Origin of the sequence: Micromonospora sp. URMC 106 (assembly GCF_051386395.1) — a bacterium.
Classification (GTDB): domain Bacteria; phylum Actinomycetota; class Actinomycetes; order Mycobacteriales; family Micromonosporaceae; genus Micromonospora.
The window spans coordinates 1-19,410 of the sequence record NZ_JBPQTP010000088.1 but is presented as its reverse complement, the minus strand read 5'-3'; the positions used below and the strand labels follow the sequence as shown (position 1 = coordinate 19,410).

Here is a 19,410-nt window from a genome sequence, read left to right as displayed (position 1 = left end):
TGTCCGCTTTCGCCCCGAGGGGGAATTCCGTGACCAGCCCCGCCGAGCCCGCGCCCACCGACGGGACGCAGGCCAGCCAACTGACCAAGCCGCTGCGGGAACTCGCCGCGTTCGTGCTCCTCGGCGCGAACGCCGTGTTCCTCTTCGTCGGCCTGATCCGGTTGCTGACGCCGGCTCAGTACACGACCTTCGCCGGCCGGGCGGGCAGCGCCTTCTTCGCCTTCGTCGGCCTGGAGGCCGTCGTCCTGCCGGTGCTGGCCGTGCTGCTCGCCACGCACGTGCGGCCCCCCGCGGCCAAGGCGAAACTGATCACCCAGGTGGCGCTCGCCGAGTACGCGCTCAGCGCCCTGTTCGGCGTGCTGACCCTCCTCATCTGGACCGTCGACCGGCTGGCGGAGGGCGAGATCCTCGACTCCTTCCTGGGCCTGCTGACCCGGGCGGCCTGGCTGGCGCTCCTCGCGCTCGCCGCGTTCGTCGTCTTCAAGATCTGGCGCACCCTGTACCACGTCCCCAAGCCGAAGCCCCAGCCCGGCGTGTACGGCCAGCCGCAGCCCGGCTGGCCGCAGCAGCAGGGCGGCTACCCGGCCCCGGGCCAGCCGGGTCAGCCGGTTCCCGGTCAGCCGGGCGCCTGGCCCGCCTCCGGCCCGTACGGCGCCCCGTACGGCCAGCAGCCCGCGCCGTTCGGCGGCCCGCAGCAGACCCCGCCGTTCAACCCGGCGCCGCCGTCGGGCCCGCCGGCCAACGCCGCGCCGCAGTCCGCGCCCCCGTTCGGGTCGCCCAGCGCCGCGCCGTTCGGGCCGCCGCCCTCGGCCGACCCGACCCAGGCGATCCCGCGCCAGTCCGTCGAGCCGACCCAGGCCATCCCGCGCCCCACCGACGGCGAGTCCGACCGCACCCAGCACATCAACCCGGGCGACAACCCCGACGCTCCCCGCTGACCGCGCGGCACCGCCCGCACCCGAGCGCCCCGCACGGGACCGGTGAGCGCTTAGGCTGGGCGGATGGTTGATCGCACCGAGCCCGGTCCGAGTGACGCGAGCGTGCGGCGGGCGCTGCGCCGGGCCGCGACCGGGCGGGCGCTCGACGCCGACGAGGCCACCGCGCTGCTGGGCGCCCGGGGCGGGGCGCTGGACGACCTGCTCGCCGTCGCCGGCGCCGTCCGTGACGCCGGGCTGCGCGAGGCCGGGCGGCCCGGCGTGGTCACGTACTCGAAGAAGGTCTTCATCCCCCTCACCCGGCTGTGCCGGGACCGCTGCCACTACTGCACCTTCGCCACGGTGCCGCACCGGCTGCCGGCGGCCTTCCTCGACCGCGACGAGGTCCTCGCGATCGCCCGGGCGGGCGCGGCCCAGGGCTGCAAGGAGGCCCTGTTCACGCTCGGCGACCGGCCGGAGGAGCGCTGGCCGGCGGCCCGGCGGTGGCTGGACGAGCGCGGCTACGACTCCACCCTGGACTACCTGCGCGCCTGCGCGGTGGCGGTGCTGGAGGAGACCGGGCTGCTGCCCCACCTGAACCCGGGCGTGCTGTCCTGGTCGGAGCTGCACCGGCTCAAGCCCGTCGCGCCCAGCATGGGGATGATGCTGGAGACCACGGCGACGCGGCTGTGGTCGGAGCCGGGCGGCCCCCACTTCGGCTCGCCGGACAAGGAGCCGGCGGTCCGGCTGCGGGTGCTCGACGACGCGGGCCGGGTCGGGGTGCCGTTCACCACCGGCATCCTGATCGGCATCGGCGAGACCCTCGCCGAGCGGGTCGACGCGATCTTCGCGATCCGCCGCGCCCACCGCGAGTACGGCCACCTCCAGGAGGTGATCGTGCAGAACTTCCGCGCGAAGCCGGACACGGCGATGCGCGGGATGCCCGACGCCGAGCTGCACGACCTGGCCGCCACGGTGGCGGTGGCCCGGGTGCTGCTCGGCCCGAAGGCCCGCATCCAGGCTCCGCCGAACCTCATCGAGGGCGAGTACGACCTCCTGCTGCGCGCCGGCATCGACGACTGGGGCGGGGTCTCCCCGCTGACCCCGGACCACGTCAACCCCGAGCGCCCCTGGCCGCAGATCGACGAGCTGGCCCGGCACACGGAGAAGTCCGGGTTCACCCTGCGCGAGCGGCTGACGATCTACCCCGAGTACGTGCGGGCCGGCGACCCGTGGCTCGATCCGCGCCTGCTGCCGCACGTCGGCGCGCTGGCCGACCCCGCGACGGGGCTGGCCGTCGAGGACGCCCGGCCGGTGGGCCGTCCCTGGCAGGAGCCCGACGAGACGTACGGCGGCCGGACCGATCTGCACGCCACCATCGACACCACCGGGCGCACCGGCGACCGGCGCGGCGACTTCGACCACGTCTACGGCGACTGGTCCGAGGTGGCGACCAAGGTCAGCGCCGGCGGCGGGGCGGGGACCGACCGCGACCTGCGGGCCGGGCTGCGGCTGGCGGCCGACGACCCCGCGGCGCTGCTCGACCCGCGGCACGCCGACGCGGCGCTGGCGCTGTTCGCCGCCGACGGGCCGGCGCTGGAGGAGCTGTGCCGGCTCGCCGACGACGTGCGCCGGGCGGCGGTCGGCGACGACGTCACCTACGTCGTCAACCGCAACATCAACTTCAGCAACGTCTGCTACGTCGGCTGCCGGTTCTGCGCCTTCGCGCAGCGGGAGCGGGACGCCGACGCGTACCGGCTCTCCGTGGAGCAGGTCGCCGACCGGGCCGAGGAGGCGTGGGCGGCCGGCGCCAGCGAGGTCTGCCTCCAGGGCGGCATCGACCCGAAGCTGCCGGTGACCGTCTACGCCGACCTGGTGCGGGCGATCAAGGCGCGGGTGCCGGGGATGCACGTGCACGCGTTCTCGCCGATGGAGATCGTCACCGCCGCCGCCAAGGCCGGGGTGCCGGTGCGGGAGTGGCTGACCGGGCTCCGCGAGGCCGGGCTGGACACCATCCCGGGCACCGCCGCGGAGATCCTCGACGACGACGTGCGCTGGGTGCTCACGAAGGGCAAGCTGCCGGCCGCCGCCTGGGTCGACGTGGTCAGCACGGCCCACGAGCTGGGCATCCGGTCCAGCTCCACCATGATGTACGGCCACGTGGACCACCCCGCGCAGTGGCTCGCGCACTTCCGGGTGCTGGCCGGGGTGCAGGACCGCACCGGCGGGTTCACCGAGTTCGTGGCGCTGCCGTTCGTGCACACCAACGCCCCGATCTACCTGGCCGGCATCGCCCGCCCGGGGCCGACCTGGCGGGAGAACCGGGTGGTGCACGCGATGGCCCGACTGCTGCTGCACGGCCGGATCGACAACATCCAGTGCTCCTGGGTGAAACTCGGCGACGAGGGGACGGCGGCGATGCTCCGGGGCGGCTGCAACGACCTCGGCGGCACGCTGATGGAGGAGACGATCTCCCGGATGGCCGGCTCCGGCAACGGCTCGGCGCGCACCGAGGAGCAGTTGGTCGCCATCGCGGCGGCCGCCGGGCGCCCGGCCCGCAAGCGCACGACCGCATACGGTCACCCCCGGCCGTAGGGTCGAACCTTTCCCCGCCGCCGGCCGTACCAGTGGACGCCGGCGGCGGTCGCGGCGAGAACCGCCGCCGGCGTCCCCTCGCCGGGGCCGGCGGCGCCCGTCACGCGCCGGACCCGGTCCGCCCGCGCGCGCCCGCGCCGCCGGAAAGGTTGCCCATGACCAGTGATCAGCGGAAGCGGCCCTGGCCGCGACTGACCCGCCGGCAGACGTTGACGGCGGCGGCGAGCGCCACGCTCGGCGCGGCCGCCCTGACCGTGCCCGGCCTGTCCGCCGCGCAGAACGCCCCCGGCGCGGCCGGGCGGGCCGACGACCCGATCGTCGTGCACCTGCGTGACGCGGCCTCCGGGACCATGGACGTCTTCGTCGGCGCCGTCCGGCTCGAGGTGCGCGACCGCGCCCTGGCCGACCGGCTGCGGCGCGCCGCCAAGCGCTGACCCGCCCGCCGCCACGCCCCGGCCCGCCGCCACGCCCCCGGCCCGGCGCCACGCCCCGGCCCGGCGTCACGCCCCGGCCCGGCTTCCGGCGCCCGGCCGAGCCTCGATTCCCATTTCGCACAGTGAGGTTGGTCCGTCATGTCTTCCCACCGCGAGGCGCCGGAAATAGCCAAGGATCCGGTCGCCGACTCCGCCGACCTGTACGCGTTCGTCAGCCCGGACCGCCCGGACTCGGTGACGTTGATCGCGAACTACGTGCCGCTGCAACTCCCCTCGGGCGGCCCGAACTTCTTCGAGTTCGGCGACGACGTGCGATACGAGATCCATATCGACAACGACGGTGACGGGCGGGCCGACGTCACCTACCGGTTCGAATTCACCACCGAGATCACGAATCCGAACAGTTTTCTCTACAACACCGGCCCGATCGACTCGCTGGACAGCGGGAACTGGAACCGGCGGCAGTTCTACAGCCTGACCCGGATCGCCGACGGCCGGGAACACCGGCTCGCGCACAAGTTGCAGTGCCCGCCCTGCAACGTCGGCCCGCTCTCCACCCCGACGTACGCGGACCTCGTGCGCCAGGCCACGTACACGCTCTCCACGGGGGAGCGGGTCTTCGCCGGGCAGCGGGCGGACGGCTTCTTCGTCGACCTCGGCGCGACCTTCGACCTCGGCGCCCTGCGGCCGTTCCAGCAGTTGCACGTGGCCGGCAAGCGGGTCTTCGGGGTCGAGGGGGAACCGGTCAACGCCACGGACCGGATGAACGTGCACAGCATCGCGGTCCAGGTGCCGCTGACCAGGGTGCGCCGCCGGGCCAACCGGTACGGCGTGGCCGACCGGGCCTCGGTCGTCGGCGTGTGGACGTCGGCCTCCCGCCGGCAGGTGCGGGTACGCGGCGAGCGCGGGGCCGCGGACACCGTCGCCGGGCCGTTCGCGCAGGTCTCCCGGCTGGGCAACCCGCTGTTCAACGAGGTCGTCGTGCCGATGTCCGAGAAGGACCTGTGGAACTCTCTGCCGCCCGCGGAGGACAAGCGGTTCGCGAGGTTCGTGGAGCAGCCGGAGTTGGCGGCGCTGCTGCCGGCGCTCTACCCGGGTGTCTTCCCCAACCTGGACAGGTTGACCAGGTCGAAGCAGGTCCGGGCCGACCTGGTGGCGGTCCTGCTCACGGGCGTCCCGGAGGGACTGATCGACGGCTTCACCAACTTCACTGGCGACGTCCAGGCCGACATGCTGCGGCTGAACACCGCGATCGGGCCGAGCCGGAAGCCGAACCGGTTCGGCGTGCTGGGCGGGGACCTGGCCGGGTTCCCGAACGGCCGCCGGGTCGCCGACGACGTGGTGAGCATCTCGCTGCGTGCGATCGCCGGGCTGACCGTGCCGCTGGTGGACCGGGCGTTCCGGCCGGACGCGGCGACGGCCGCGCTGACCCCGGGGCTGAGCGCCGCCGACGTGACGGCGCCGTTCCTCACCAACTTCCCCTATCTGGGTACGCCGTACGACGGGTTCGGCAACCCGCCGGCGTCGTCCTGACTGATCGGGAGCGGACATGCGTGGGCACTCGCACCCCCAGGGACCGTCGGAGACGGGCAGCGTGGTCCTCGATCTTGGCGGCGACACGGGCGCCCTGATCATCTACACCGGACGGGACCAGCACGGCCGGGAGATCGAGGTCAGTCGGGACGGCGAGCCCCGTACGCACTCGGCGGTCCGGGAGCGTCGGGTGCGGGACGGCATCTTCCACAGTGCCGTCTACCCGGATCTGCCGGCCGGTGTCTATACCGTCTGGTGGGACGATCGGAGGCCGGCCGGCAGGGTGGTGGTGACCGGCGGGGTGATCGCCGAATTCGCCTGGCCGACCAGCGCTGCTCCGGGTTCCGGCTGAGCCGGTCGGCGACGTCGACCGCAGCGCCCCGTCCAACATGTGGACGGGGCGCTGGCGGTCGTTCCGCGCTCGACGGGCGGTCGGCGCGAACTCGGGTTAACCTGTGCCCCACCAAGATCAACGATCGTGGTGGGTGGTCTCTCGGGGGTCTCCATCGGCCTGTCCGGTCGGGCCGGCGGGGAAGCGCCACGGGAGAAAACTCGGGCAACTCGCCGGAGAGGGCGTTACTCGGCCGGGGTCTGAATCGATAGGGCAGGTTGCGAGGCCGGGCGGCCGGGTGGCCGTCCGGAGTGTTGTCGGGAGGGCGACTCCATTATCAAGTTCGGCTTGACGGCGCACGCATTACACGCGTGTAATTTGAATGGGGTTGTTCGCGCGGAACGCAACAAATCGGGACCGGACGGACACGCGCGCCTTTCGCGTGGGGGGTTGCAGCGGCGATGACGCCGGTGCGCGACAAGGAGGCATTTGATGGACGGCCAGCTTGAGGTGGCCGACCTGCTCGGAAACGCGCCGGAGTGGCAGGAGCGGGCGCTCTGCTCGCAGACCGACCCGGAGGCGTTCTTCCCCGAGAAGGGCGGCTCGACCCGCGAGGCGAAGCGAATCTGCTCGCGTTGCGAGGTGAAGACCGAATGCCTCGAATACGCTCTCGGGCACGACGAGCGGTTCGGGATCTGGGGTGGGCTCTCGGAACGGGAGCGGCGCAAGCTCAAGCGGCGGGCCGCCTGAGCGGTGCCGGGCCGGGGCGGTGGGGGCCGCCCGGCTCAGGCGCGGTGGGACCGGTCGCCGTTCGCGGCGGCATCCGGCGCGTGGCTCAGGCCAACTCGTCCGGATCGACCCCGAGCAGGTTGGCCACCTGCTCGATGATCACGTCGTGCACGAGATCCGCGAGATCCTCGCGGTCCATGGCGCGGAACTCCAGCGGCCGGCGGTAGAGCACGATCCGCGGGGGCACCTCCTGCCGGCCCGGCCGACCGGGCAGCAGCCGGGCGAGCGGCACCTCGCCGTCCTCCAGCACGTCGGAGTCGTAGACGTTGAGGTCCGGCGGGACGTCCTCCACCGCGAACTCGACCCCGGCCAACTCCTTGGCGAACCGCCGTTCCAGGGTCTCGACGGTGTCCAGCACCAGGTCGTCGAAGATCTCCGCCTTCGTCCGCGCGAGCGGCACCGTCGCCGGCACCAGCCGCCCGCGCAGGCCGCGCCCGTGCCGGTCGCGGTGGGCGCGCCGGCCGGGGCCGGGGCGGCGGTGTTCCGGACTCGTCATGAGGGACAGGTTAGCTCCCGTACCGACCTGGCCTGCGGCAGCGCCGCGGGTGTGGCGCGGCGCGGGCCGGAACGGCCGAATTGTGATCACCGCGACGGGCGTGTCGCAACGCGAAGCGGTGCGCCGGACCCGGTAATGGAGATACCCTGCCGCCGTGAGGTCACCACGGCGCTGCTCCCGTAACGGCTGCCCCCGGCAAGCGGTCGCCACGCTGACCTATGTCTACAACGAGTCGACAGCCGTGGTGGGGCCGCTTGCCGCCTTCGCCGAGCCGCACACCTACGACCTCTGCGAGCCGCACGCCCGCAGCCTGACCGCGCCGCGCGGCTGGGACGTCGTCCGGCACGAGGGGGAGTTCGAGCCCCCGCCGCCCACCACCGACGACCTGGTCGCCCTCGCCGAGGCCGTCCGCGAGGCCGCCCGCCCGGTGACCCCCCGCCCGCCCGAGGACGACGAGAACCTCAACCCGGCCCCCCAGACGGGCCGCCGCGGCCACCTCCGCGTCATTCCCCCCAGCCACTGACCGCCGGCGCCCCCAGCCACCAACCCGCTTTGGCCGCTCCGGCTGCGGGAACGGCCGGGCCGATCGCGCGCCGCGGGGCGCGCGGCCGACCCGGCCGGATGGGCGGAAGAGGTTACAGGCGCGCCCACGCCTCGGTGAGCACGGCCCGCAGGATCTGCTCGATCTCGTCGAACTGCTGCTGCTCGGCGATCAGCGGCGGGGCGAGCTGCACGACGGGATCGCCCCGGTCGTCGGCGCGGCAGTAGAGCCCGGCGGAGAAGAGCGCGGTGGACAGGAAGCCGCGCAGCAGCCGCTCGGACTCGGCCTCGTCGAAGGTCGCCCGGGTGGCCTTGTCCTTGACCAGCTCGATGCCGTAGAAGTAGCCGTCGCCGCGCACGTCACCGACGATCGGCAGGTCGTGCAGCTTCTCCAGGGTGGCTCGGAAGGCGGCCTCGTTGGCCCGGACGTGCCCGATCAGATCCTCGCGGGCGAACACCTCCAGGTTGGCCAGGGCCACCGCACAGGAGACCGGGTGCCCGCCGAAGGTCACCCCGTGGGCGAACATGCCGGTCTCGGTGAGGAACGGCTCCATCAGCCGGTCGCTGGCGATCATCGCGCCGAGCGGGGCGTAGCCGGAGGTAATGCCCTTGGCGGTGGTGATGATGTCGGGCTGGTACCCGTACCGGACGGCGCCGAAGTATTCGCCGAGCCGACCCCAGGAGCAGATCACCTCGTCGGAGACGAGCAGCACGTCGTACGCGTCGCAGATCTGCCGGACCCGCTCGAAGTAGCCGGGCGGCGGCGGGAAGCAGCCGCCGGAGTTCTGCACCGGCTCCAGGAACACCGCTGCGACCGTGTCCGGTCCCTCCCGCTCGATGGCCCGGCCGATCTCCTCGGCGGCCCACCGCCCGAACGCCTCGGGGGAGTCGCCATGCTCGGGGGCGCGGTAGAAGTTGGTGTTCGGCACCTTGATGCCGCCGGGCACCAGCGGCTCGAAGTCGCTCTTGATGCCGGGCAGCCCGGTGATCGACAGCGCCCCCATCGAGGTGCCGTGGTAGGCGATGTAGCGGCTGACGACCTTGTGCTTGTTCGGCTTGCCGGTGCGCTTGAAGTAGGCCCGAGCCAGCTTCCAGGCCGCCTCGACGGCCTCCGACCCGCCCGTGGTGAAGAAGACCCGGTTCAGGTCGCCGGGGGTGAGCGCGGCGATCCTCTCGGCCAGCTCGACGGCCTTGGGGTGCGCGTACGACCAGAGCGGGAAGTAGGCCAGCTCGCCCGCCTGCTTGGCGGCGGCCTCGGCCAGCTCGGTGCGCCCGTGGCCGGCGTTGACGACGAAGAGCCCGGCGAGCCCGTCCAGGTAGCGGCGGCCCTGGGCGTCCCAGACGTACGCGCCCTCGCCGCGCACGATGGTCGGCACCTCGCCGGCGGAGTAGCTCGCCATCCGGGTGAAGTGCATCCAGAGGTGGTCGGTGGCGTTGGCCATGTCAGCCCCATCGGGTCTCGGGCCGGTCAGGGGTGACACCGGCCGCTCTGCCCACGGTTATCCCACAGTCCGGCCGACGAAAGCAAGTGGGATCGGTGGCATGTGGGCTCTATGGCAACGGAATCAGCGAGCGGCTGACCAGCAAGCAACGGAATCCGTACCTGCGGTTTGCGGTTGACCGGCGTCCGTCCGCGGTGTCCACGGGGCGCCCCGCGCGCCCTGTCGAGCTGAATCGTTTGCGACATCGCGCCGGGCCCGAGCCCGAGCACCGTGGGCGCCGACGGGGTTGAATCGTCTGCGACATCAGCTCGACAGGCGTGGTCGAGGTGCGGCCCGTCCTCCGCGACCTGCCGGGACGGTCAGCGAACCGCCGTCGCCCTTCCCGCGCCGACCGCGCTTCGTCCGTCGACCGCGCTTGGCCCCGGCGACCGCGCTTGGCCCCGTCGACCGCGTTTCGCCCGCCGGCCGCGTTTTCGCCCGTCGACCGCGCTTAGCCCGCCGGTCGTGTTTCGGACGCCGGTCGCGCTTGTCGGTGCTCGCCGCTGGCTACGCGGGGGGCGCGGGGACAGGTCCAGGGCCTTTTCGCGGCCGTTGCCGCCCGGCCCGGACGCGCGGAAGACGTCCGGTCGCGACACGCCGGTTCGCACGGGCTCCAGAGCGCAGCGTGGCTAGGGTGCGCCGGAGTGTGATCCCGGGATGGAGGGCCGGATGGCGAACGAGGCGCTGCGCGTGGCGATGGCCGCGAAGGGCGAGACCGTCGAGTCGCTCGCGGAGAAGGTGCGCGTGGACCCGAAGACTGCGGGTCGGTGGCTCACCGCGGGCCGGATCCCGCACCCCAGGACCCGGCTCGCGGTCGCCGAGGTGCTCGGGCGGGACGCCGCCGAGCTGTGGCCCGAGCCGTTCCGCCGCCGCGACCTGCCCTGGTTCCGGCCCTGGGCCGAACTGGAACAGGACGCCGTGTCGATCCGCACCTATCAGCCGCTGCTGGTGCCGGGCCTGTTGCAGACCGAGCGGTACGCCCGCGCGGTGCTGGGGACCGGCGGCCTGCTCCCGGCGGCCGCGGTGGACGAACTCGTCGCCGGGCGGCTGGCCCGGCAGGCGATCCTGGCGCGGGAGGCCCCGCCGCAGCTCGTCGCCGTGATGGACGAGGTGGTGCTGCGGCGACCGGTCGGCGACCGGGCGGTCATGGCGGGTCAGTTGGCCCACCTGCTGGCGGTCGCCGAGCAGGAGCACGTGCAGGTGCGGGTGATCCCGGCCGAGGTGCCCTGGCACACCGGGCTCGCCGGGCCGTTCGTCCTGATCCGCCTGCCCGACGGCGTCGAGGCGGCCTATGTGGACAGCCAACTGCGCGGTCAGGTGGTGACCGAGAGTGCCGACATTGCTAGCCTGGGCGGCAGATGGGAGAGCGTCGCCGGCGAGGCGCTGCCGCGACGCCGGTCGATCGAGCTGATCAGGGAAGTGGCGACGACATGGACATGACCGACGCCCGCTGGCGCACCGCCACCCGCAGCAGCAACAACGGCGGCGACTGCGTCGAGGTGGCCGACAACCTGCCCGGCCGGGTGCTGGTCCGGGACAGCAAGGACCGCGCCGGTGGCACCCTCAGCTTCGCGCCCGGCGCCTGGCGGGCGTTCGTCGCCTCGGTCGGGCGCGCCGGCTGAGTTCGACCGGCCTCTGGAGCCGGTCGGCGGGCTCCGGCCCGGTCAGGCGGTGCCCCAGGTGTACGTCTGCTTGCGCAGCTTGAGGTAGACGAACGCCTCGGTGGAGAGCACGCCCTCGACCGCCCGCAGCCGCTGGAGGATCTCCAGCAGGTGGTCGTCGTTGCGGCAGACCACCTCGGTCAGCAGGTCGAACGAGCCCGCCGTGATCACCACGTAGTCGACCTCGTCCAGCTCGGCGAGGCGGTCGGCCACGGCCTCCAGGTCCCCGTCGGTGCGTAGGCCGATCATGGCCTGGCGGGGAAAGCCGAGCTGGAGCGGGTCGGTCACGGCGACGATCTGCATCACCCCGGCGTCGAGCAGCCGCTGCACCCGCTGGCGCACCGCCGCCTCCGAGAGCCCGACCGCCTTGCCGATGGTCGCGTACGGTCGGCGGCCGTCCTCCTGGAGCTGCTCGATGATCTGCTTCGCCACGTCGTCGAGCAGTGCGTGGCTGGCACCCTCACGGACGGTGACCCTTCGTCCGCCGTTGCCGTTGTCGTGCTGCCGGTTCGTCATCGACCGCTCCCCATGTCCGTTCCCGGGCTGAGCCTAGTGCCCCCGGCAGTCTGGCGTATTTCGTCGTCCAGAGCTATTTCCGCAACGGAATCCCTTGTAAGGTGCGTCACCTCATGTCAGGATCAGTCGTCCACCGCACCTGACCCTCCCGCCGGCGCGCCACCCCCGTCCCGCCGCCGACGATGACCCCCTTAGGAGTCGTCACATGCGAACTCCCTTTCGGCCCCTCACCCGGCGTGGACTGCTGACCGGCACCCTCGGCTCGGCCGCGCTGCTCGCCGCGGGCGGCTCGCTGGCCGGTTGCGGCACCAAGGCCGCAACCCAGACGGAGGCGGGCTGCGTCAGCGAGGACCTGTCCGGCACCGAGAAGAAGCTCGCCTTCTCCAACTGGCCGCAGTACATGGACGTGGACGAGAAGGACGAGTCCAAGCGGCCGACCCTCGACGCGTTCATCGCCCAGAGCGGCATCCAGGTCACCTACACCGAGGACGTCAACGACAACAACGAGTTCTTCGGCAAGGTGCAGAACCAGCTCGCGGGCTGTCAGGGCACCGGCCGGGACATCATGGTCCTCACCGACTGGATGGCGGCGCGGATGATCCGCCTCGGCTGGATCCAGAAGCTGGACAAGTCGAAGCTGCCCAACGTCGAGGCCAACCTGCTGCCGTCGCTGCGCAACCGCTCCTTCGACCCGGAGAACCAGCTCGCCATCCCGTGGCAGTCCGGCCTGGCCGGGCTCGCCTACAACGGCAAGGTGACCAAGGAGATCCGCACCGTCGACGAGCTGCTCACCCGCCCCGACCTCAAGGGCAAGGTGACCGCGCTGTCCGAGATGCGCGACACCATGGGCCTGCTGCTCCAGTCCAACGGCCACGACCCGGCGAACTTCACCGCCCCGCAGTTCGACGACGCGCTCAACAAGCTCAAGAAGGCCGTCGACTCCGGCCAGATCCGCCGGTTCACCGGCAACGACTACGCGCCCGACCTCGCCAAGGGCGACATCGCCGCGTGCATCGGCTGGTCCGGCGACGTGATCCAGCTCGGCTTCGAGGACGACAAGGTCCGGTTCGTGGTGCCCGAGTCCGGCGTGATGCTCTGGTCGGACAACGTCCTGGTGCCGAACAAGGCCACCCACAAGGGCAACGCCGAACAGCTCATCAACCACTACTACGAGCCCGCGGTCGCCGCGAAGCTCGCCGCGTTCGTGAACTACATCTGCCCGGTCCAGGGCGCCAAGGCCGAGATGGAGAAGATCGACCCGGAGTTGGCCGCCAACCCGCTGATCTTCCCCGACGAGGCCATGCTGGCGAAGTCCAAGGTCTTCATGGCGCTGGACGAGAAGCAGGAACGCGAGTACGAGGGCAAGTTCCAGCAGGTCATCGGGGCGTGATCGGGATGGGCGGGACGACCTCGGGACGCGCGACACCGGCCGGCGACCTGCGGCTGGCCAACCTCACCAAGCGGTTCGGCGTCTTCACCGCGGTGGACGACCTCAGCCTGACCATCCCGCAGGGCTCGTTCTTCGCCCTGCTCGGCGCGTCCGGCTGCGGCAAGACCACCACGCTGCGGATGATCGCCGGCCTGGAGGAGCCGACCAGCGGGCAGGTGCTGCTCGGCGACCGGGACATCGCCCGGCTGCGGCCGTACAAGCGGCCGGTGAACACGGTGTTCCAGAGCTACGCGCTCTTCCCGCACCTCAACGTCTTCGAGAACGTGGCCTTCGGTCTGCGCCGGCGCGGCTTCCGCTCGGTCGACGACGAGGTCATGGGCATGCTCGCGCTGGTGCAGCTCGACGACTTCGGGCACCGCCGTCCCGCCCAGCTCTCCGGCGGGCAGCAGCAGCGGGTCGCGCTGGCCCGCGCCCTGGTCAACCGCCCGCAGGTGCTGCTGCTGGACGAACCGCTCGGCGCGCTCGACCTGAAGCTGCGCCGGCAGATGCAGATCGAGCTGAAGCGGATCCAGACCGAGGTCGGCATCACGTTCGTGCACGTCACCCACGACCAGGAGGAGGCCATGACGATGGCCGACACGGTCGCGGTGATGAACGCCGGCAGGATCGAGCAGCTCGGCGCGCCCGCCGACATCTACGAGTTCCCGGCCACCGCGTTCGTGGCGAACTTCCTCGGCCAGTCCAACCTGCTCGCCGGCGAGGCCGCCGGCGCGGGCGGCGGCGAGGTGGCGGTCTCGGTGCACGGCGGTCGTTTCTCGCTGCCCGCCGGCCGGGCCCGGGTCGACCGGGGGCCGGTCCACCTGGGCGTACGCCCGGAGAAGCTGCACCTGGTCGACTCCGCCGACCAGGTCCCCGCCGGCTGCCAGCACGTCACCGGGGTGGTCACCGACGCCTCCTACGTCGGCGTCAGCACCCAGTACCTGCTGCGCACCGGCTGGGGCAGCGAGCTGTCGGTCTTCGTGGCCAACAGCGGCGCGACCGGTCCGCTGCCGGTGGGGGCCGAGGCCGTGGCCTACTGGGACCCCCGGCACGCCTTCCTGCTGCCCCGGGAGCCCGGCGAGCACGACCGGACCACGCCGGTGCTGGACGAGCCGGTGGGTGCCCCCTCGTGAGCGGGCGGAGCGAGCGAACCGGCCAGCCCGGTGCGGCGGCGCCTCGGGGCGGCGAGCGGGGCGAGGCGGCGGCATGAGTGTCCTCGCGCACGTGCCCACCGGGTCGGGGCATCCGACGCCGCCCCCGCCGGCCCGCCGGTCCGGCCGGCACCGGTTCCTGCCGTACCTGCTCCTGCTGCCCGGCGCGGCGTGGCTGTTCCTCTTCTTCGCGGTGCCGTTGTTCCAGCTCGCCGCCGCCAGCCTCTACGACCCCGCCGGATCGCTCGCCACCGGGTACGCGCTGACCTGGGCCGTCGGCAACTACCCGGACGCGCTCGCGGCGTACTGGCCGCAGTTCACCCGCTCCTTCGTCTACGCCGGCATCGCGCTGGTGCTGGCGCTGCTGATGGGCTACCCGCTGGCGTACGCGATCGCGCAGAAGGCCGGTCGGTGGAAGAACCTGCTGCTGGTCTGCGTGGTCGCGCCGATGTTCACCAGCTTCCTGGTGCGCACGCTGGCCTGGAAGACCATCCTGTCGGACAACGGCTGGCTCGTCGGGCTGCTGCGCGACGTGCACCTGCTCGCCCCCGACGGCCGGCTGCTGGCGACCCCGGTCGCGGTGGTGCTCGGCCTGACGTACAACTTCCTGCCCTTCCTGGTGCTGCCGCTGTACGCGAGCCTGGAGCGGCTCGACCCCCGGCTGCTGGAGGCGGCGAGCGACCTCTACGCCAGCCCGCTGCGGGTGTTCCGCCGGGTCACCCTGCCGCTGTCCATGCCCGGCCTGGTCGCCGGCACGCTGCTGTTCTTCATCCCGGCCAGCGGCGACTACATCAACGCCGAGCTGCTCGGCACCCCCAACGAGTACATGATCGGCAACGTCATCGACTCGGCGTTCCTGGTCCGGCTCGACTACCCGCAGGGCGCGGCGCTGTCCTTCCTGCTGATGGCGGCGATCCTCGCGGTCGTCTTCGGCTACCTGCGCCGGGCCGGCACGGACGAGGTGTTGTGATGGGCGCGAGGAGTGCCGCGAAGCGGAGCCCCGCGGTCGCGAACGAAGGGCGGCGCCGATGACCCGGGTCCTCCGCTGGCTGGCCGACCGCTGGGTGATGGGCGTGGCGCTGCTGGTGCTCGGCTACCTCTTCCTGCCGATCGCCGTGGTCGCCGCCCTGTCCTTCAACCGCCCGTCCAGCCGCCTGTCGTACGACTTCCACGAGTTCACGCTCGACAACTGGCGCAACCCGTGTGCCACCTCCGACATGTGCGACGCGGTGGTGCGCAGCGTCCAGATCGGGTTCATCGCCACCGTCGTCGCCACCGTGCTCGGCACCCTGATGGCGTTCGCGCTGGTGCGGCACCGGTTCCGCGGCCGCTCCGGGATCAACGTGCTGATCTTCCTGCCGATGGCCACCCCCGAGCTGGTGATGGGCACCTCGCTGCTCGCCCTCTTCGTCTCCGCCGGGGTGCCGCAGGGCTTCTGGACCATCGTCATCGCGCACGTCATGTTCTGCGTGTCGTTCGTGGTGGTCACCGTCAAGGCGCGGCTGGCCGGGATGGACTCCCGGCTGGAGGAGGCCGCGATGGACCTCTACGCGAGCGAGTGGCAGACCTTCCGGCTGGTCACCCTGCCGCTGGTGCTGCCCGGCATCGTGGCCGCCGCGCTGCTGGCGTTCTCGCTGTCGTTCGACGACTTCATCATCACCAACTTCAACGCCGGCACCACCGTCACGTTCCCGATGTACGTCTGGGGCGCCGCCCAGCGGGGCATCCCGCCGCAGGTCAACGTGATCGGCACGGCGATGTTCGTGGTCGCGCTGCTGCTGGTGCTCGCCAGCACCCTGCGGGGCCGGCGGAGCCGCCGCGCCGACCTGCGGGCCGCGGCGGCGGCCGGCGGGCCGGCGCGGGGCCGGTCATGACCGGCCCGGACGCCGGCCGGGCCCTCGCCGACGCGGCGCCCGTGCCGTACTGGCTGGACCGGCCGGAACGCCCCGACCCGCTGCCGCCGCTGCGGGGGGCGACCGCCACCGACCTGCTGGTCGTCGGCGGCGGCTACAGCGGGCTCTGGGCGGCGCTGCTCGCCAAGCAGGACGACCCCGGCCGGGACGTGCTGCTGGTCGAGGCGGGCACCTGCGGCTGGGCGGCGTCCGGGCGCAACGGCGGGTTCTGCGCCGCCTCGCTCACCCACGGCCTCGCCAACGGGGTCGAGCGCTTCCCGGACGAGATCGACGTGCTCGACCGGCTCGGCCGGGAGAACCTGGCGGCCATCGCCGACACCGTGGCCGCGTACGGCATCGACTGCGAGTACGAGCGCACCGGCGAGCTGTCCGTCGCCGTCGAGCCCCACCAGCTCGCCGGGCTGGCCGACGACGCCGACCTGGCCCGCCGGTTCGGCCACGACGTGCGGCTGCTCGACCGCGACGAGGTACGCGCCGAGGTGGACTCGCCGACGTACCTCGGCGGGCTGTGGGACCGCGACCGGGTGGCGATGCTGGACCCGGCGAAGCTGGCCTGGGGCCTGCGCCGCGCCTGCCTCGACCTCGGCGTGCGGATCCACGAGCACACCCGCGTCACCGGGCTGCGCCGCGACGGGGCCGCGCTGCGCGCCACCACCCTCGGCGGACCGTCCGGCGCTCCGGGGGCCGACGCCTCGGGGGCGGCGTGCCCGCCCGCCCCCGGCTCGGTGCGGGCGGGGCGGATGGTGCTCGCCACCAACGCGTTCCCGCCGCTGCTGCGCCGGCTGCGGGCCTGGCTGGTGCCGGTCTACGACTACGTGCTGACGACCGAGCCGCTGACGCCCGGGCAGCGCGACGCGATCGGCTGGCGCCACCGGCAGGGCCTCGCCGACACCGGCAACCAGTTCCACTACTACCGGATCACCGGCGACGGGCGGATCCTCTTCGGCGGCTACGACGCCGTCTACCACTACGGCAACCGGATGGCCCCCGAGCTGTCGCAACGGCCGGCCACGTTCACCGCCCTCGCCGACCACTTCTTCACCACGTTCCCGCAGCTCGCCGACGTGCGCTTCAGCCACCGCTGGGGCGGCGTCATCGACACCTGCACCCGGTTCTGCCCGTTCTTCGGCACCGCCTACGAGGGCCGGCTGGCGTACGCGGCCGGCTACACCGGTCTCGGCGTCGGCGCGACCCGGTTCGGCGCCCGCGTGATGCTCGACCTGCTGGGCGGCGGACAGACCCCGCTGACCCGGCTCGACCTCGTGCGCAGCAAGCCGCTGCCGTTCCCGCCGGAGCCGTTGCGGGCCACCGGCATCCACCTCACCCGCTGGTCCCTGGCCCGGGCCGACGCGCGGGCGGGACGGCGCAACCTCTGGCTCCGTACACTCGATCGTCTCGGTTTGGGGTTTGATTCCTGATGCGGATCCTGCTCGTCGGCGCCGGTGGCGTCGGCTCCGCCGCCGTCGCCATCGCCGCCCGCCGCTCCTTCTTCGAGACCGTCGTCGTCGCCGACCGCGACCCCGCCCGCGCGGCGCGGGCCGTGGCCGGCCACGGTGACCGGTTCGTCGCCGCCACCGTCGACGCCTCCTCGGCGGACGCGGTCGCCGCGCTCTGCCGCGAGCACCGGATCACGCACGTGCTCAACGCGGTCGACCCGCGCTTCGTCATGCCGATCTTCGACGGGGCGTTCGCGGCCGGCGCGGACTACCTCGACATGGCCATGTCGCTGTCCCGGCCGCACCCCGACCGGCCCTACGCCGAGACCGGGGTCAAGCTCGGCGACGACCAGTTCGCCGCCGCCGACCGCTGGTCGGCCGCCGGCCGCCTGGCGCTGTGCGGCATCGGCGTCGAGCCGGGCCTGTCGGACGTCTTCGCCCGCTACGCCGCCGACGAGCTGTTCGCCGAGATCGACGAGATCGGGGTACGCGACGGCGGCAACCTCACCGTCGACGGCTACGACTTCGCGCCGTCGTTCTCCATCTGGACCACGATCGAGGAGTGCCTCAACCCGCCGGTCATCTGGGAGGCCGGCCGCGGCTGGTACACCACGCCGCCGTTCTCGGAGCCGGAGGTGTTCGACTTCCCCGAGGGGATCGGCCCGGTCGAGTGCGTCAACGTCGAGCACGAGGAGGTGCTGCTGATCCCGCGCTGGGTGGCGGCGAAGCGGGTCACCTTCAAGTACGGCCTCGGCAACGAGTTCATCGAGGTCCTCAAGACCCTGCACAAGCTCGGCCTCGACGGGGCCTCGCCGGTGCGGGTGAGCGGCGTGACGGTCGCGCCCCGCGACGTCGTGGCCGCCTGCCTGCCCGACCCGGCCACCCTCGGCGACCGCATGCGCGGCAAGACCTGCGCCGGCACCTGGGTGCGTGGGACGGCCCCCGACGGGAGGCCGCGCGAGGTCTACCTCTACCACGTGGTCGACAACGAGTGGTCCATGGCGGAGTACGGCCACCAGGCCGTGGTCTGGCAGACCGCCGTGAACCCCGTCGTCGCCCTGGAGCTGCTCGCCACCGGCGCGTGGTCCGGCACCGGCGTGCTCGGCCCGGAGGCGCTGCCCCCGCGCCCGTTCCTGGATCTGCTCACCGGATACGGCTCACCCTGGGGGATGCAGGACCGATGACCCGCTACGGCCCCATGTTCGGCCCCGACGTCACCTTCCTCGGCGTCGACCGCTGCACCCTCGACGACCCGCCGTCCTTCGCCGACGCCGACGTCGTGATCGTCGGCGCGCCCTTCGACGGCGGCACCTCGCACCGGCCGGGCACCCGCTTCGGCCCGTCGGCCATCCGCCAGGCCTGCTACCTGCCGCACGACGGCTCCCGCCCGTCCCTCGCGCTGCGCGTCGACGCACTGCGCGACCTGCGGGTGTACGACGCCGGCGACGTCGAGATGTTCGCCGGCGACATCGAGCGGTCCCTGGCCGCCCTGGAGTCCGCCGTGCACGCGGTCGCCTCGGCCGGGGCGATCCCGGTCGTCCTCGGCGGCGACCACTCCATCGCGCTGCCCGACGCCACCGGCGTCGCCCGCCACCACGGGCTGGGCCGGGTGTCGCTGGTCCACTTCGACGCGCACGCCGACACCGGGGACATCGAGTTCGGCTCCCTGCACGGGCACGGCCAGCCGATGCGCCGGCTCATCGAGTCCGGCGCCGTACGCGGCGACCGGTTCCTCCAGATCGGCCTGCGCGGCTACTGGCCCGGGCCGGAGACTCTGTCGTGGATGGCCGAGCAACGGATGCGGTCGTACGAGATGACCGAGCTGGTCGCCCGTGGCCTGGACGACTGCCTGACCGAGGCGTTCACCATCGCCACCGACGAGTGCGAGGGCGTCTTCCTCTCCGTCGACGTGGACGTGGTGGATCCGGGCATGGCACCCGGCACGGGCACCCCGGAGCCCGGCGGCCTGACCTCCCGGCAACTGCTCGACGCCGTCCGGCGGTGCTGCTACGAGCTGCCCGTCGTCGGCGTCGACGTGGTCGAGGTCGCCCCGCCGTACGACCACGCCGACATCACCGCGTACCTGGGCAACCGCGTGGTGCTGGAGGCGCTGTCGGCGATCGCCCGCCGCCGCCGCGACGCCGCCGGCGGCCCACCCTGGAACCCCACCCAACCCCTCCTCGACGCCCGC

The 19,410-nt window shown here is 72.9% G+C and carries 19 protein-coding genes; 16 read left to right on the top strand and 3 right to left on the bottom strand.

Going from position 1 to position 19,410, the window contains the following annotated elements:
- Positions 1-29 precede the first annotated feature (29 nt).
- The 6 genes from ACSNOB_RS23650 (at position 30) to ACSNOB_RS23625 (ending at position 6,557) form a co-directional block, all read left to right on the top strand.
- Entirely contained in the window at positions 30-938 is a 909-nt protein-coding gene (locus ACSNOB_RS23650; protein WP_436688628.1) for a hypothetical protein, read from the top strand.
- A 63-nt stretch (positions 939-1,001) separates the two neighbouring features.
- Positions 1,002-3,509, top strand: coding sequence for a bifunctional FO biosynthesis protein CofGH (locus tag ACSNOB_RS23645; protein WP_436688627.1), 2,508 nt, complete (start codon positions 1,002-1,004; stop codon positions 3,507-3,509).
- Positions 3,510-3,664: 155 nt separating this feature from the next.
- Positions 3,665-3,943 (top strand): hypothetical protein, encoded by a 279-nt coding sequence (locus ACSNOB_RS23640; RefSeq protein WP_436688626.1) that lies wholly within the window; start codon positions 3,665-3,667, stop codon positions 3,941-3,943.
- Between the two features lie 138 nt (positions 3,944-4,081).
- A complete protein-coding gene (locus ACSNOB_RS23635) occupies positions 4,082-5,476 on the top strand; it encodes a DUF4331 domain-containing protein (protein ID WP_436688625.1) in 1,395 nt (464 codons plus the stop codon).
- A 16-nt stretch (positions 5,477-5,492) separates the two neighbouring features.
- Entirely contained in the window at positions 5,493-5,828 is a 336-nt protein-coding gene (locus ACSNOB_RS23630; protein ID WP_436688624.1) for a phospholipase, read from the top strand.
- 471 nt (positions 5,829-6,299) lie between these two features.
- Positions 6,300-6,557, top strand: coding sequence for a WhiB family transcriptional regulator (locus ACSNOB_RS23625; RefSeq protein ID WP_007455784.1), 258 nt, complete (start codon positions 6,300-6,302; stop codon positions 6,555-6,557).
- Positions 6,558-6,642: 85 nt separating this feature from the next.
- Here the strand turns inward: ACSNOB_RS23625 and ACSNOB_RS23620 are convergent, their stop codons facing one another.
- Positions 6,643-7,092 carry a metallopeptidase family protein gene (locus ACSNOB_RS23620; RefSeq protein ID WP_089001916.1) on the bottom strand — a complete coding sequence of 150 codons (450 nt, stop codon included), beginning with the start codon at positions 7,090-7,092 and terminating at the stop codon, positions 6,643-6,645.
- Between the two features lie 154 nt (positions 7,093-7,246).
- Here ACSNOB_RS23620 and ACSNOB_RS23615 point away from each other — a divergent pair, with 154 nt between their 5' ends.
- Positions 7,247-7,615, top strand: coding sequence for a DUF3499 domain-containing protein (locus tag ACSNOB_RS23615; protein WP_436688623.1), 369 nt, complete (start codon positions 7,247-7,249; stop codon positions 7,613-7,615).
- Positions 7,616-7,727: 112 nt separating this feature from the next.
- On the opposite strand, the gene ACSNOB_RS23610 is transcribed toward ACSNOB_RS23615, so the two are convergent.
- Complete coding sequence (locus tag ACSNOB_RS23610) at positions 7,728-9,074, bottom strand: aspartate aminotransferase family protein (protein ID WP_436688622.1); 1,347 nt, start codon at positions 9,072-9,074, stop codon at positions 7,728-7,730.
- Positions 9,075-9,782: 708 nt separating this feature from the next.
- On the opposite strand from ACSNOB_RS23610, the gene ACSNOB_RS23605 reads away from it, so the two are divergent.
- Positions 9,783-10,553: a helix-turn-helix domain-containing protein gene (locus ACSNOB_RS23605; protein ID WP_436688621.1), complete on the top strand. Its 771-nt coding sequence runs from the start codon at positions 9,783-9,785 to the stop codon at positions 10,551-10,553.
- Positions 10,544-10,735: a DUF397 domain-containing protein gene (locus ACSNOB_RS23600; protein ID WP_436688620.1), complete on the top strand. Its 192-nt coding sequence runs from the start codon at positions 10,544-10,546 to the stop codon at positions 10,733-10,735. The genes ACSNOB_RS23605 and ACSNOB_RS23600 overlap by 10 nt, the downstream gene beginning before the upstream one ends.
- 42 nt (positions 10,736-10,777) lie before the next feature.
- Here the strand turns inward: ACSNOB_RS23600 and ACSNOB_RS23595 are convergent, their stop codons facing one another.
- Positions 10,778-11,290, bottom strand: coding sequence for an Lrp/AsnC family transcriptional regulator (locus tag ACSNOB_RS23595; RefSeq protein ID WP_393112706.1), 513 nt, complete (start codon positions 11,288-11,290; stop codon positions 10,778-10,780).
- Positions 11,291-11,495: 205 nt separating this feature from the next.
- On the opposite strand from ACSNOB_RS23595, the gene ACSNOB_RS23590 reads away from it, so the two are divergent.
- From ACSNOB_RS23590 to speB, 7 genes are all read left to right on the top strand, one after another.
- On the top strand, positions 11,496-12,680 hold the full coding sequence (locus ACSNOB_RS23590; protein WP_436688619.1) for an extracellular solute-binding protein: 1,185 nt from the start codon (positions 11,496-11,498) through the stop codon (positions 12,678-12,680).
- A gap of 5 nt (positions 12,681-12,685) precedes the next feature.
- Positions 12,686-13,852, top strand: coding sequence for an ABC transporter ATP-binding protein (locus tag ACSNOB_RS23585; protein ID WP_436688618.1), 1,167 nt, complete (start codon positions 12,686-12,688; stop codon positions 13,850-13,852).
- Positions 13,853-13,925: 73 nt separating this feature from the next.
- Positions 13,926-14,840, top strand: coding sequence for an ABC transporter permease (locus tag ACSNOB_RS23580; RefSeq protein ID WP_393112700.1), 915 nt, complete (start codon positions 13,926-13,928; stop codon positions 14,838-14,840).
- 58 nt (positions 14,841-14,898) lie between these two features.
- A complete protein-coding gene (locus ACSNOB_RS23575) occupies positions 14,899-15,744 on the top strand; it encodes an ABC transporter permease (protein ID WP_436688617.1) in 846 nt (281 codons plus the stop codon).
- The gene (locus tag ACSNOB_RS23570; protein WP_436688616.1) at positions 15,741-17,201 is read left to right on the top strand and encodes an NAD(P)/FAD-dependent oxidoreductase; all 1,461 of its coding nucleotides are present in this window, start codon (positions 15,741-15,743) and stop codon (positions 17,199-17,201) included. Before ACSNOB_RS23575 ends, ACSNOB_RS23570 begins: the two co-directional genes overlap by 4 nt.
- On the top strand, positions 17,201-18,403 hold the full coding sequence (locus ACSNOB_RS23565) for a saccharopine dehydrogenase C-terminal domain-containing protein (protein ID WP_436688615.1): 1,203 nt from the start codon (positions 17,201-17,203) through the stop codon (positions 18,401-18,403). The genes ACSNOB_RS23570 and ACSNOB_RS23565 overlap by 1 nt, the downstream gene beginning before the upstream one ends.
- On the top strand, positions 18,400-19,410 hold a 1,011-nt coding region (gene speB / locus ACSNOB_RS23560; RefSeq protein ID WP_436688614.1), incomplete at its 3' end, for an agmatinase. The genes ACSNOB_RS23565 and speB, both read left to right, overlap by 4 nt.